The organism is Lysobacter auxotrophicus (genome assembly GCF_027924565.1).
GTDB classification, from domain to species: domain Bacteria; phylum Pseudomonadota; class Gammaproteobacteria; order Xanthomonadales; family Xanthomonadaceae; genus Lysobacter_J; species Lysobacter_J auxotrophicus.
In genome coordinates this window covers 3,260,192-3,273,221 of sequence record NZ_AP027041.1, presented here as the reverse complement: position 1 = coordinate 3,273,221, position 13,030 = coordinate 3,260,192, and the positions used below count along the sequence as shown (strand labels likewise).

The 13,030-nt window shown below is 69.1% G+C and carries 10 protein-coding genes and 1 riboswitch; of the genes, 5 read left to right on the top strand and 5 right to left on the bottom strand.

Annotated features, from left to right (window positions below; translation table 11 throughout):
• Positions 1–2: 2 nt before the first annotated feature.
• On the bottom strand, positions 3–1,607 hold the full coding sequence (locus tag LA521A_RS14905) for a peptide chain release factor 3 (RefSeq protein ID WP_281779648.1): 1,605 nt from the start codon (positions 1,605–1,607) through the stop codon (positions 3–5).
• 286 nt (positions 1,608–1,893) lie between these two features.
• On the opposite strand from LA521A_RS14905, the gene LA521A_RS14900 reads away from it, so the two are divergent.
• Complete coding sequence (locus LA521A_RS14900; protein ID WP_281779647.1) at positions 1,894–2,976, top strand: HDOD domain-containing protein; 1,083 nt, start codon at positions 1,894–1,896, stop codon at positions 2,974–2,976.
• 133 nt (positions 2,977–3,109) lie between these two features.
• On the opposite strand, the gene LA521A_RS14895 is transcribed toward LA521A_RS14900, so the two are convergent.
• Together LA521A_RS14895 and LA521A_RS14890 are read right to left on the bottom strand one after the other, a co-directional pair.
• Positions 3,110–4,039 (bottom strand): M23 family metallopeptidase, encoded by a 930-nt coding sequence (locus tag LA521A_RS14895; RefSeq protein ID WP_281779646.1) that lies wholly within the window; start codon positions 4,037–4,039, stop codon positions 3,110–3,112.
• Positions 4,040–4,043: 4 nt separating this feature from the next.
• Complete coding sequence (locus LA521A_RS14890; protein ID WP_281779645.1) at positions 4,044–5,156, bottom strand: NHL repeat-containing protein; 1,113 nt, start codon at positions 5,154–5,156, stop codon at positions 4,044–4,046.
• A 119-nt stretch (positions 5,157–5,275) separates the two neighbouring features.
• A riboswitch (SAM riboswitch) is annotated at positions 5,276–5,401 on the top strand.
• 71 nt (positions 5,402–5,472) lie between these two features.
• Here LA521A_RS14890 and metX point away from each other — a divergent pair.
• From metX to LA521A_RS14875, 3 genes are read left to right on the top strand one after another with little or no spacing between them, the layout of a single operon-like run.
• Positions 5,473–6,534, top strand: a complete 1,062-nt coding sequence (metX, locus tag LA521A_RS14885) for a homoserine O-succinyltransferase MetX (protein WP_281779644.1) — start codon at positions 5,473–5,475, stop codon at positions 6,532–6,534.
• Positions 6,531–7,721 carry an O-succinylhomoserine (thiol)-lyase gene (locus tag LA521A_RS14880; RefSeq protein ID WP_281779643.1) on the top strand — a complete coding sequence of 397 codons (1,191 nt, stop codon included), beginning with the start codon at positions 6,531–6,533 and terminating at the stop codon, positions 7,719–7,721. Before metX ends, LA521A_RS14880 begins: the two co-directional genes overlap by 4 nt.
• The gene (locus LA521A_RS14875; protein ID WP_281779642.1) at positions 7,718–8,812 is read left to right on the top strand and encodes a homoserine dehydrogenase family protein; all 1,095 of its coding nucleotides are present in this window, start codon (positions 7,718–7,720) and stop codon (positions 8,810–8,812) included. Before LA521A_RS14880 ends, LA521A_RS14875 begins: the two co-directional genes overlap by 4 nt.
• A 225-nt stretch (positions 8,813–9,037) precedes the next feature.
• Here the strand turns inward: LA521A_RS14875 and LA521A_RS14870 are convergent, their stop codons facing one another.
• Positions 9,038–10,054, bottom strand: a complete 1,017-nt coding sequence (locus LA521A_RS14870) for an alpha/beta fold hydrolase (RefSeq protein ID WP_281779641.1) — start codon at positions 10,052–10,054, stop codon at positions 9,038–9,040.
• 167 nt (positions 10,055–10,221) lie between these two features.
• Between LA521A_RS14870 and LA521A_RS14865 the strand changes: the two genes are divergently transcribed.
• Positions 10,222–10,557 carry a helix-turn-helix domain-containing protein gene (locus LA521A_RS14865; protein WP_281779640.1) on the top strand — a complete coding sequence of 112 codons (336 nt, stop codon included), beginning with the start codon at positions 10,222–10,224 and terminating at the stop codon, positions 10,555–10,557.
• Between the two features lie 135 nt (positions 10,558–10,692).
• Here LA521A_RS14865 and LA521A_RS18950 read toward each other — a convergent pair whose 3' ends face one another.
• Positions 10,693–12,702, bottom strand: coding sequence for a glycosyl hydrolase family 18 protein (locus tag LA521A_RS18950; RefSeq protein ID WP_425494604.1), 2,010 nt, complete (start codon positions 12,700–12,702; stop codon positions 10,693–10,695).
• Positions 12,703–13,030: the final 328 nt, after the last annotated feature.

The window sequence follows — 13,030 nt, the reverse complement described above, 5'->3', positions numbered from 1 at the left end:
CCTCAGTCGAACGCCGCCGCGTGCGCGTGTTCGCGCGTGGCGAGGAAGGTCACGTCCGGCGCGCGCTCCTGCGCGAGCTGCAGGTTCACGCGCGTTGGCGCCAGGTAAACCAGCTGGCCGGCCGCGTCGAGCGCGAGGTTCATCGCGTTCCTGTCGCGGAACTCCTCGAGCTTCTTCTCGTTGTCGCAGCGGATCCAGCGCGCCGTGGCGACGCCCACCTGCTCGAAGCTCGCGTCCACGCCGTACTCGTCCTTCAGCCGGTACGCGACGACGTCGAACTGCAGCACGCCGACCGCGCCGAGGATCAGGTCGTTGCTCATCAGCGGGCGGAAGAACTGCGTGGCGCCTTCTTCCGACAGCTGCGCCAGGCCCTTCTGCAGCTGCTTGAGCTTGAGCGGATCGCGCAGGCGCGCACGGCGGAACAATTCCGGCGCGAAGTTCGGAATGCCGGTGAAGCTCAGCGATTCGCCTTCGGTGAAGGTGTCGCCGATGGAGATCGTGCCGTGGTTGTGGATGCCGATGACGTCGCCCGGCCACGCGCTTTCGGCGATCTCGCGATCGCTCGCCATGAAGGTCAGCGCGTTGGCGAGCTTCACTTCCTTGCCGCTGCGCACGTGGAAGGCCTTCATGCCGGCGGTGAACTTGCCCGAGCACACGCGCATGAACGCCACGCGGTCGCGATGCTGCGGGTCCATGTTCGCCTGGATCTTGAAGACGAACCCGCTGAGCTTGGGCTCGTACGCCGCGACTTCGCGCGAGGTCGTGGCGCGCGGCTTGGGCGAGGGCGCGTGTTCGACGAAGAAATCCAGCAGCAGCTGCACGCCGAAGTTGTTCACGGCCGAACCGAAGAACACCGGCGTCTGCTCGCCGGCAAGGTACTTCGCCACGTCGAACGGATGCGAGGCGCCCTCGACGAGTTCGAGTTCGTCGCGCAGCTCCTGCAGCATCTGCGTGCCGATGCGTTCTTCCAGCGCCGGATCGTCGATGGACGCGAAGATCGTCGAATCCTGGCGGGTGAAGTTGCGGCCCTGTTCGTACAGGTGCACCTCGCCGGTGACCAGGTGCACCACGCCCTTCAGGCGCTGGCCCATGCCGATGGGCCAGGTGATCGGCGCGCACTGGATCTTCAGCACGCTTTCCACTTCGTCCAGCAGCTCGATCGGGTTCTTGCCCTCGCGGTCGAGCTTGTTGATGAAGGTCATGATCGGCGTGTCGCGCAGGCGGCACACCTCCATCAGCTTGATCGTGCGTTCCTCGACGCCCTTGGCGACGTCGATGACCATCAGCGCCGAGTCCACCGCGGTGAGCACGCGGTAGGTGTCCTCGCCGAAATCCGCGTGGCCGGGGGTGTCGAGCAGGTTGACGATGCGGTCCTCGTAGGGGAACTGCATCACCGAGCTGGTCACCGAGATGCCGCGCTCCTTCTCCAGCGCCATCCAGTCGGACGTCGCGTGGCGCGCGGCCTTGCGGCCCTTGACCGAGCCGGCCATCTGGATCGCACCGCCGAACAGCAGCAGCTTTTCGGTGAGCGTGGTCTTGCCGGCGTCGGGGTGCGAGATGATCGCGAACGTGCGGCGGCGGGCGGCTTCGAGGGAAACGTCGGACATGACTGGCGGGCGCGGACGGGCCGGACGGCGGTCCGCGGTTCGATAGGCGGGAAAGGCGGGAATTATACGCGTGGGGCGCCCGGAGGCCGCCGGAGGCGGTCGCGCGGGGCCGGACGGCTCGGGCGCACCCGGAATTTGCCGATTCTGGCGCCCCGTCGGAGGAGCGGGTGGGAAATGTGAGCTACCTCCCAGTTCAGAACTTCCCCGTTCAGCAGTTCCTAAAGCCCGGCCTTTCCGCGCCGCTACCCGTCATGGATATTCGCATTCCGTAATTCCGGGGGTTGCAGTGCGCATCGTGATCGTGGGTGAGGACGCCGGCCGCGCCGGCGAGTTCGAGGAGTCGCTGAGCTATTTCGACCTCGGCTGGGATGTGCAATGGCTCGCCGAGCCCGACGCCGCGCTGTCGCTGGGCGAACCTGTCGATGTATTCATCTGCGGCCTGCGCCTGGGCGCCGTGCCCGGGCCGATCCTGCTGAGCCAAGTCTCCGCGCTGTACCCGCAGGCGGTGCGCATCCTGCTGCTGGACCAGGGCGAGGACAGCGCGAGCATGCAGGGCCTGGATTGCGCCCACCGCCTGCTCTCGCGACCGCTCGACGCGGGCGAGCTGATCGAGGCCGTGGACAGCGTCGCCGAGCTGCGCAACGTGCTGGGCAGCGAGGAGCTGAAGCAGGCTGTCGGTCGCGTCGGCTCGCTGCCGCCGCCGCCGCGCCTGTACCTGGAACTCTCGCGCCTGCTGCGCGATCCCGACGCGAGCAACGCCGCCATCGCGCAGATGCTGTCGCAGGACCCGGCGATCGTCGCCAAGGTGCTGCGCCTGTGTAACTCGGCGTACTTCTCCGGCGGTCGCGAGATCACCGACATCCGCGCCGCGGTCACGCGGCTGGGCCACCAGCAGCTGCTGCGCCTGGTGCTGGCGAGCGAGGCCTTCGGCCCGACGCAGCTGGCCGGGAAGGAGCGCGAGGCGATCCAGGACCGCGCGCTGCGTACCTCGCGCCTGGCGCGTCGCCTGCTCGCCGGCCCGAGCGCCGAACTCGCCGCGACCGCGGGCCTGCTGGCGGAAGTCGGCAAGCTGCTGCCGGGCGTGTCCGACGGGTCGGAAGGGTCGACCGGCCCGCACTACGCCGAAGCCGGCGCGTACCTGCTGGGCCTGTGGGGCCTGCCGATGCCGATCGTCGAAGGCGTCGCCTTCCAGCACCGCCCCGGCCGCCTGAAGGCCAGCGGCTTCTGGGTCGCCGGCGCCGTGCACGTCGCCGCATCGCTCGTGGCCGGCGCACCGGTCGACGAAGGTTACCTGCGCAGCGTCAACGTCCTGGATCGCTTGCCGCAATGGCGCGATCTGGTGGAGCCGTCGGCGGCGCAGGCGGCGTAAGCGGTCGTTCTGCCTGATGTTGCAGAAGGGCGCGTCGGTGGCGCGCCCTTCTCACGCGGCGTTCGAAAGATGGAATGACGCTCGCGAACTGAAGCACATCCACCGTTGAAGACGCCAGCTTCGTCGGGCGCCGCTAATTGCCCGCAATCCGCAACGGCCCCTGCGGCCCGGTCATGCGGAACGGGATCGACTCCAGCTTCATCCCGCGATTGACCTGCACGGCGAAGTGCAGGTGCGGGCCGGTGGTGAAGCCGGTGTTGCCCGACAGGCCGATCTGCTGCCCGGCGCGCACGCGCTGGCCCACGCGCACCAGCGCGCCTTCGGACTTCAGGTGCGCGTACAGCGTCATCGTGCCGTCCTCGTGCAGGATGCGCACGAAGTTCGCGCGGCCGCCGTAACGCTCCAGGTTGAGCCCGGCCTTGTCGAAGTCCGACTCCACCTGCATCACCACGCCATCGCGCGCGGCGAGCACCGGCGTGCCGATGTCGGCGGCGAAGTCCACCGCGTAGCGGTTCTGTTCGTCGCGATGGCTGAAATGCCCGCCGTAACCCTGGTCGATGCGGAACTGCGCCTGCTGCAGCGGCAACAGGTACTCCACGTCGCGCGGTCGCGCCGACGGATCGCCCGGCAGGCTGTCCATCTGCAGTTCGAAATCGAAGCCGCGATCCGGGTCGGCCGAGCTGAGCACCGCCACCAGCGCGCTGCTCCCCGGCGCGATGGTCGCGCGCGCGGGCAGTACGGGATTGCCGATCACGTTGTCGCTGCGACTGAAATCCAGCTGCACCTGCACCGGGCCGGACAAGCGGTTGTCGGCGAAGGCGAGGAAGCGGTCGCCGTCGTTCTCGATGCGCAGCCGCGCGATCGCGCTGGGTTCGCCTTCCACCGGGATGACCTTCAGCGAATCCCTCATCTGCGAAGGCGCGGTGTCCGGCACGTGGTCGCCGTAGTGGGTGATGCCGCTGCGGTCGGTCCAGCGGTAGATCTTCGCCGCGCCCGCGCCGAACGCCGTCAGCAGCGCGAGGCCGCCGAGGATCCACACGACGTGGCGGGGCGCGCGCTTCATCGCGTCACTGCGCGCAGTCGGGCGAGAGATGCAATACGCGCGCGACTTCGGCCAGGTCGAAGGCCGACACCGACTTGTCGTCGTGCACCGCGAACAGTGCGCCGTTCGGGAACGCCAGCGTGGACGCCGCATGCAGCGCGACGCCGTCGGTGTGCGCGGTGGTTTCGCCTTCGAAACTGCCGCGCGGCTCGAGCGTGGCGCGATCGAACAGATGGAAGATCGTCAGCGGCGCGAGCTGGTCGACGGCGATCCAATAACCGCTGCCGTCGGTGCAACTCCACAGCGCGACACCTTCGGCTTCGGCGCCGAAGCTGTCCTGCGGCAGGCTGCGTCCGGTGTATTTACCGCTGAAGCTGTACTCGCGCAGCGTGGATTCGTGGCGACGGTCTTCGTCGGCGATCAGCAGGCGGTCGTTGCCCGGATCGCCCGCGATGGATTCCACCATGCGCAGCGCGGCGTCGGGCGACGTGTCGCCGAACGAACCGGCATACGAGGCGCGCAGCCGTCCGGCCTGATCGAACTGCACGCGGTAGCGGCGCACGCGCTGGTCCAGTTCGGCCAGCGGCGGCACTTCGTCGAACTTCTTGCCGTACATGAAGCTGTCGGTGACGTAGATTTCCAGCTCGCCCGGTTCGGTCTCGGTGAGCCACAGGCCATACGGGCTGCGCAGTTCCTTCGTGCCGAACGCGCCGACCGGCGCGAAGTCCGGCAGCGACAGCACCTGCACGCGGCGGTTGTCGCGTTCGACGACGAACACGTAATCGCCGTACACCGCCACGCCGTTGGGGCGGTCGAACTGGCCCAGCGCCGTGCCTTCCCCGCCGACATCGCGCAGCCGTCGGCCGGTGTCGGCATCGAACACGACCAGCCGGTGCGTCGACTTCGCGGTGGCGATCAGCCACGTCGCGCCTTCCTCGGTGGTCCAGGTGGCGAGCGAGTCCAGTTCGTCCTGCGCGCTTTCGCCGGAAACGTAGCGTTCGGGCACGGTGCGCACGTCGGGTGCGACGACCGGTGTTGGCGCGGCCACGGGTGCGGCGGGCCGGGTGGTGGTGCAGGCGGAAGCCAGGGCCGCCAGCGCAAGCGCGATGGCGGCAGGGGCGGAAAGGCGTGGGGTCATGGAGCCGAAGTGTATTCGGGCCGCCTTTGCTCAGGGAGCCGGAGACGTGACCGACATAATAAATCGCTATATGCGGATGAAGCGATTGACACCGCTCCGGGCCGGGGGCAGACTGCGGCCATCCATCGAGACCGGCTGAGGGACAGGCCCTTTGAAGCCGGGGCAACCCAACCCAGCGCGCAAGCGCGGGCGAAGGTGCCAATTCCTGCGACGGGGCGCGTCAGGCGCCGGTCGGAAGATGGTTGCGATGCGCGCCCGAGCGGGTGCGCGCTGCGACTCGCAGGCTCGGTGGCCCTTCGTCTTCAAGGATGCCGCCATGAGCTTCGCCCCCGTCTCCGCCCTCGCTTCCGACGCCGCGCCAGCCGAACGCATCGACGCGTTCGATCACGTCGCGCACGCCGCCGTGTTCGCCAACGCCCTGCACGCGCAGCGCGGCGAATGCACGGTCGAACTCGACCTGCGCCACGCCGGCAAGCGACGCATCGCGTTGCGCTACGAGATCCTCGGCGACCGCACGCTGCCAGCGGTGTTCGTCGCGGGCGGCATCTCGGCGCATCGTCACCTCGCCGCCAGCGCGACGTTCCCGGAGCACGGCTGGTGGGAGCAGCAGATCGGCGCGGGCAAGGCGCTGGATCCGCGCGAACGCTGCCTGGTCGCGTTCGACTGGGTCGGCGCCGACGGCACGCTGGACGCGCCGCTGGATCCGGCCGACCAGGCCGACGCGATCGCCGCGCTGCTCGACGTGCTGCACATCGGGCGTCTGCAGGCGTTCGTCGGCTGCTCGTACGGCGCGATGGTCGGCCTGCAGTTCGCCTCACGGCACGAAGCGCGCGTCGAACAGCTGGTGGCGATCAGCGGCGTGCACCGCGCGCATCCGTATGCCAGCGCGTGGCGCGCGCTGCAGCGTCGCGCGGTCGCGCTGGGTGCGCTGCAGTGCGACGAGACGCATGGGCTCGCGCTCGCCCGCCAGCTCGCCATCCTGAGCTACCGCACGCCGGAGGAATTCGCCGCGCGCTTCGCGCCGGCGCAGGTGAGCGAAGGCCGCGTGCGCGTCGGGGCGGAGGACTACCTCGATCATTGCGGCGCCAGCTACGTGCAGCGCACGTCGCCGACGGCGTACCTGCGCCTGTCCGAATCCATCGACCTGCAGGACGTGGATCCCACGTCGATCCGCCTGCCGGTGACCGTCGTCGCCGTGCTCGAGGATCGCCTCGTACCGGTGTCCGATGCCTACGACCTCGTCGAGCGGCTGCGCGGCGAAACGCGCCTGCGCGTGGTGCGCTCGCTGTACGGGCACGACGCCTTCCTCAAGGAGGAGCGCGCGATCGCGCAGGTGCTTGGCGAAGCGTTCGACGACGTCCTGGAGGTGGCCGCATGAGCACGCGCAACCGCTGTACCGCCGCCGTCCGCGCCGGCATCGACCGCGATACCGCCTTCGGCGCCGTCACGCCGCCGCTGGTGCTGTCGTCCAACTTCAGCTTCGCCGGCTTCAACGAGAAGCGGCAGTACGACTACACGCGCAGCGGCAACCCGACGCGCGACCTGCTCGGCGAGGCGCTGGCCGAACTGGAAGGCGGCGCCGGCGGCGTCGTCACCGCCACCGGCATGGGCGCGATCACGCTGCTGCTGCACGCGCTGCTCAAGCCGGGCGATCGGCTGGTCGTGCCGCACGACGGCTACGGCGGCAGCTGGCGCCTGTTCAACGCGCTGGCCAAAAAGGGCGCGTTCGAGCTGATCACCGCCGACCTCACCGATCCGCGCGCGCTCACCGACGCTCTGGCGAGCGATCCGACCGTGGTGTGGATCGAAACGCCATCGAACCCGCTGCTGCGCATCACCGATCTGCGCTTCGTGATCGAGGCAGCGCAAGCGAAGGGCGCGATGACGGTGGTCGACAACACGTTCCTGTCGCCGGCGCTGCAGCAGCCGATCGCGTTCGGCGCCGATTACGTCGTGCATTCCACGACCAAGTACATCAACGGCCATAGCGACGTCGTCGGCGGCGCGGTCGTCGCCCGCGACGCGGAACAGCACCAGCAGCTGGTGTGGTGGGCGAACGCGCTCGGATTGACGGGCTCGCCGTTCGACGCCTTTTTGACACTGCGCGGCCTGCGCACGCTGGACGCGCGACTGCGCGCGCACCAGGAGAACACGCAGGCGCTGGTGTCGCTGCTCGACGCGCATCCGGCCGTGCTCGCCGTGCATTACCCCGGCCTGGAATCGCATCCGGGCCACGCGATCGCCGCGCGCCAGCAGTCGGGTTTCGGCGCGATGCTGAGCGTCGAACTCGACGGCGGCGTCGAAGCGGTGCGCGCGTTCCTCGACGGCCTGCAGTGCTTCACGCTCGCCGAATCGCTCGGCGGCGTGGAAAGCCTGGTCGCGCACCCGGCGACGATGACGCATGCGGCGATGTCGGCCGAAGCGCGCGAGGCCGCGGGCATCGGCGAAGGCCTGCTGCGCCTGTCGGTCGGCATCGAGCATGTCGACGACCTGGTCGCCGACATCGCCGCCGCGCTGGAACGCGCGGAGCAGGCCGTCGCGATCGCCGAGCGCATCAAACGATGAGCGTGGCGGCGGTCGAAGTCGCGCACGCTTGCGCCGCGCAACCCGCGCCGGCGCGCGTAGCGCTGCTGGGCACCGGCACGGTGGGCGGCGCGGTGCTGGCACGACTCGCGTCCTGGCGCGGCTCGCCGCTGGGCGATCGCGTGACGCTGGTGCATGTCGCCAACTCGCGTGCCTGCGCGGGCGACCGTGCGGGACTCGCGGCCGCCGATGCACTACGCCGCCTCGCGTTGACGCCGCAGGGCAGTTCGCTCGATGCGGTCGACAGCGCGCTGCGTGGCGATGGCGCGCGCGTGGTGATCGATGCGACCGCGAGCGAAGCCGTCGCCGAACGCCATGCGCACTGGCTGGCGCAGGGCATCCACGTCGCCACCGCGTGCAAGATCGGGCAGGGCACGTCGTTGTCGCGGTGGCGCGCGATCCGCGCCGCGTCGCTCGCCGGCGATGCGCGGTACGGCGACAGTTCGACGGTCGGCGCAGGGCTTCCGCTGCTGCGCTCGCTGCGCGAACTGCGCGAGGGCGGCGACCGCATCCATGCCATTGCCGGCGTGCTGTCGGGCTCGCTCGCGTGGCTGTTCAACCAGTACGACGGCATGCGGCCGTTCTCCACGCTCGTGCGGCAGGCGCGCGACGCCGGCTACACCGAGCCGGACCCGCGCGACGACCTCTCCGGTGAGGACGTGCGCCGCAAGCTGCTGATCCTCGCGCGCACGGCGGGCGTGGAGCTGGAAGCGAGCGACGTCGACGTCGCATCGCTGGTGCCGCCGGAACTGGCGATCCTGTCGAAGGACGCCCTGGACGCCGCGCTGCCCGCGCTCGATGCGCCGCTGCGCGAGCGCTTCCAGTCCGCGTACAAGCGCGGCGAGAAGCTGCGCTTCATCGCGCGATTGCAGGACGGGCGGGCCAGCGTCGGGCTCGAATCGCTGCCGTCCGATCATCCGCTCGCCGGCGGCGCCGGCACGGACAACCGCGTGGCGATCTGGTCCGATCGTTACGCGACGCAGCCGCTGGTGATCCAGGGGCCGGGTGCGGGTGCGGACGTGACGGCGGCGGGGCTGCTGGACGATGTGTTGCGGTTTTTGCGCAGCCGCTAGAGTTGCACGTCATCGCGGAGCTTCGCCGCGATGACGGCGTGCTCTTGTAGCCCGGGTAAGCGAAGCGCACCCGGGTGGGGGAGGCGACCGCGCTCCCGGGTGCGCTTCGCTTACCCGGGCTACAAAGGCAACGGCGCAAGCTCGCGAATGCCGGCGCGGTCGCGTGCCCCGCCGCTCACCCCAACCCCTCTCCCGGTGGGAGAGGGGCCAAGCGCACCGGGTGGGTCACCGCCCCGTCGCCAACGCCTCCAGCAACGCCTTCTCGAACCGCGCCGGCGCTTCGACCTGCGGCGAATGGCCCAGGTCGTCGAACTCCACCAGCGTCGCACCCGGAATCGCCTTCGCCGCGCGCTTCCCGAGCGCCGGGTAATCGCCGAGCGTTTCGCGAAGTTCCGGCGATGCGCGGTCGCGACCGATCGCGGTGCGGTCGCGCTGGCCGATGAACAGCGTGGTCCGTACGCGGATCTGCGGGAATTCGTGCACGACCGGTTGCGTGAACACCATGTCCGTCGTCAGCGCCTGATTCCACGCGACGCGCTGCTTGCCGGGGCCCGCGTACAGACCGGCGAGCATGCCGACCCATCGATCGTATTCCGGCTTCCACTGGCCGCTGTAGTACACCTGCTGCTGGTAGCGCTTGATCGAGTCGAAGCTGGTTTTCAGCTCGCCGGCGAGGTTCGCGTCCACGCTTGCCCACGGCACGCCGAGCGCTTTCCAGTCCTCCAGGCCGATCGGGTTCACCAGCATCAGCTGCTGCGTCTGCTGCGGATACATCAGCGCGTAGCGCGCGGCGAGCATGCCGCCCATCGAGTGGCCGACGATGCTCGCCCGCTCGATGCCGAGCGAATCCAGCAGCGCCTTCGTATTCGCCGCCAGCTGCTGGAAGCTGTACTGGTAGTGCGCGGGCTTGCTCGATTTGCAGAAGCCGACCTGGTCCGGCGCGATGACGCGATAGCCGGCGCCGGTGAGCGCGCGGATGGCGGATTCCCACGTCGCCGCACAGAAATTCTTGCCGTGCAGCAGCACGACGGTGCGGCCGTTAGGCGCGGCCGGCGCGACGTCCAGGTACGCCATCCGCAACGCCTCGCCCTGCGAGGTGAACGCGTGGTGCTTCACGGGGAAGGGGTACTCGAAGCCTTCCAGTTCCATTCCGTACGACGCATTGCGCACCGGTGCGTCGGCCGCGACGGCGGACGGCGGGAGGACCAGCGACAACGCGCAGGCGAGCAGCACAAAGCGCATGAACAGGCTCCATCGAAGGGGATGGCCGACCTTACCGCACGCGATGCGACGGCCATGAGGCGCTGGCGGCCGATTGGCGGCGCCGCGGTGGGGTGAACGCGGTTCACCAACGTTTGGCCTATGTGGCGGCGCATCGCGCTGGCTAGCATCCGACGAAGGTTCACGCCATGGGCCGCCCGATGGATCGCCCGATCTCGCCCGACATGGATTCGCAGGCACGCTGGCGGCTCGCGGGCGACGGCTGGTCGCTGCGGTGTCCCGACGGCAGCGTGGTGCCCCTCACGCGCACCGAACGCGTCGTGCTTGAACGCCTCCTGCTCACGCCCGGCCAACTGGTCACGCGCGAGGCGTTGGCCGATGCGTTTACCGACGGGGACTTCGATTCGCATCGCCTGGATTCGCTCGTCTACCGGCTGCGACGCAAGGTCGCCGACGGCTGCGGCGTGCACCTGCCGCTGGATGCGATCCACGGCGAAGGCTACATGCTCGACGCGATGCGCTGATCCCGCGCGGTTCCGGCCTAGAGCAACCACGAAACCGCCGCATAAAAAAGGCGCCGACCATGGGATCGGCGCCGAGGGCAAACCCGGGGAACGGGTCTGGAGAGTTCGAAAGTCGGACCAGTGGATGTCAGCGCATCACTTCAGTCCGTTGTTGATCGTGTTGACCAGCGTGCCGGCCGAATCGTCGCCGCTGAATTCCCAGAAGAACGCGCCGCCAAGGTTCTGCGCCTTCACGTAGCCCATCTTCTCGGTGACCATCGCCGGGGTGTCGTAGCTCCAGAACGTGTTGCCGTCGTACTTCCACGTCGCGCGCGCGGTGGCGTCGGTGTAGACGGTGCCGGGGCGATCCTTCAGGACTTTGTAGTCCTCGTTGCCGGCTTCATACGTGCCGGGCGCCGCGGAGCCGGTCTGGTACAGGCCGTTGTTGACGTTGGGCACGCCCGTCCAGCCGCGGCCGTAGAAGCCGATGCCGAGGTTGAGCTTCGAGGCCGGCACGCCGCGCGTGAGGAAGGCCTCCATCGCATCGTTGCTGTTGTAGAGCTTCTGGTCGCCGGTGGACGGATCGTTCGGCGAATCGAACAGCGCCGAGTGATGGTTCGTGCGCGCATCCCACGTGCCGTGGAAGTCGTACGTCATCACGTTGATGTAATCCAGGTACTGGCTGTACGCGGCCGGATCGGTGACGCGCACCTTGTCCACGCCCGCGCCGGCGGCGATGGTCAGCAGCAGGCCCGGTCGCACCGCATCGAGCTGGCGGCGGAACTCGGCAAGCAGCGCGGTGAAGTTGGCGCTTTCCTCCGGCGTGCCGCAGGTGAGGCCACACGCGGACGGGTATTCCCAGTCCAGGTCGATGCCGTCGAACACGCCCGCGGCCGCACCCGCACCGCCCGCGCCGTCGGTGACGGGCAGGTTGCCGCGGATGTACGCATCGATGCACGAGGACACGAACGCCACGCGGTTTTCCGGGCGCGCCGCGCTGGCGAACCCGCGCGACCAGGTCCAGCCGCCGAGCGAGATCAGCACCTTCAGGTTCGGGTACTTCGCCTTGAGCTGCTTGAGCTGGTTCCAGTTGCCGCGCAGCGGCTGGTCCCAGGTGTCGGCCGCGCCGCTCACGCTTTCGCCGGCCTGGAAGGCCTTGGTGTAATCGGCGAATGCATCGCCGCCTTCACCGGTCGCCTCGTTCGTCGGGATCGTCACGCCGACCTGGCAGCGGTTGTTGCGCACGTTGCCGAAGGCGTAGTTGATGTGCGTGATCTTCGACGCGGAACCGCTGGTGTCGATGTTCTTCACGCGGTAGTTGCGGGCGTAGATGCCCCACTGCGCGAAGTAGCCGATGATCCGCTTGTTGCCGCCGCCGCCGGTGGTGAGCGTCTTCGCGCTGACCGATGCGCTCTGCGCCGATGCATTGGACGGATTGGCCGCATCGCGCGCACGCACGGTGTAGCTGTACGTCGTGTTCGCGGCGAGGCCGGAGTTGGTGTAGCTGGTCGTCGTGGGCGAGGCGATGAGCGTGCCGCCGCGATACACGTCGTAGCCCGCGACGCCCGCGCCGCCGGCATTGTCGGTAGAGGCGTTCCAGCTCAGCGCGATGCTGCTGGACGACAGCGCCGTCGCCGACAATCCGGTCGGCACGCTCGGCGGCGTGGTGTCCACCGGCGGATTGACCGTGGAGACGGTGATGCTCGCCGCCGGCGAGGTCTTCGTCGCGCCCTGGTTGTCGGTGGCCTTCGCGGTGAAGCTGTGGCTGCCGGCCGTGGCGTTGCTCCACGTCACCGCATACGGCGCGCTGGTGTCGACGCCGAGCGATACCGTGCCGCGGAAGAACTCGACGCTCGCGACGCTGCCGTCGCTGTCGCTCGCATTGGCGGTGACGGCGATGTTGCTGCCGGCGTTGTAGGTGGCGCCGTTGGCGGGCGAGGTGAGCGTCACGCTTGGCGGCTGGTTGGTGCCGACGGTGCCGCATGCGCCGAGGTCCGTGTACCAGCCGCAGCTAGGACAGTGCGTCGGCGGTGCGTTCCAGATCTGGATGTTCGCCTGGTACAGGCGGTTCTGGTAGACCAGCTTGTCGCCGGGGTTGTAGATGGTGGACGCGGTCCACGCGGGGATCGCGGCGCACGACACCGTCTGTGCATGCACCGCGGGCATCGCCGCCAGTGCGAGCAACGTCGAAAGCGCGAACGCGACCGGTCTTGCGGCATTCCTGTTTGCATCTCTCACGAGCTTCCCTCCGATACGAGATTGACCGCCACACACAAGCCGGACCCGATCCGGGGCCGACGACTAGTTGTTCGTGGATGCCGCGGGAGCACGCGCCTCGCCCCACGTCAGGCGTGGCTGGCGCGTTGGTGCGATGAAGTCGATCTGGCGCGAATCCGGCACGCTGATCTCCGCGATGCGGCGACCGGGAGCGGCTGCGTCATGCGCCGCGGGAATGGCCCGGTCGAGCGCTGACAACGTTGTCAGCGGGTATCCG

What these genes read in the sequence shown, in the direction of transcription:
- LA521A_RS14875 (WP_281779642.1), top strand. Translation starts at nt 7,718, where the DNA reads ATGAGCGTGGCGGCGGTCGAAGTCGCGCACGCTTGCGCCGCGCAACCC.
- LA521A_RS14905 (WP_281779648.1), bottom strand. Translation starts at nt 1,607, where the DNA reads ATGTCCGACGTTTCCCTCGAAGCCGCCCGCCGCCGCACGTTCGCGATC.
- LA521A_RS14890 (WP_281779645.1), bottom strand. Translation starts at nt 5,156, where the DNA reads ATGACCCCACGCCTTTCCGCCCCTGCCGCCATCGCGCTTGCGCTGGCG.
- LA521A_RS14880 (WP_281779643.1), top strand. Translation starts at nt 6,531, where the DNA reads ATGAGCACGCGCAACCGCTGTACCGCCGCCGTCCGCGCCGGCATCGAC.
- metX (WP_281779644.1), top strand. Translation starts at nt 5,473, where the DNA reads ATGAGCTTCGCCCCCGTCTCCGCCCTCGCTTCCGACGCCGCGCCAGCC.
- LA521A_RS18950 (WP_425494604.1), bottom strand. Translation starts at nt 12,702, where the DNA reads ATGCCCGCGGTGCATGCACAGACGGTGTCGTGCGCCGCGATCCCCGCG.
- LA521A_RS14870 (WP_281779641.1), bottom strand. Translation starts at nt 10,054, where the DNA reads ATGCGCTTTGTGCTGCTCGCCTGCGCGTTGTCGCTGGTCCTCCCGCCG.
- LA521A_RS14865 (WP_281779640.1), top strand. Translation starts at nt 10,222, where the DNA reads ATGGGCCGCCCGATGGATCGCCCGATCTCGCCCGACATGGATTCGCAG.
- LA521A_RS14895 (WP_281779646.1), bottom strand. Translation starts at nt 4,039, where the DNA reads ATGAAGCGCGCGCCCCGCCACGTCGTGTGGATCCTCGGCGGCCTCGCG.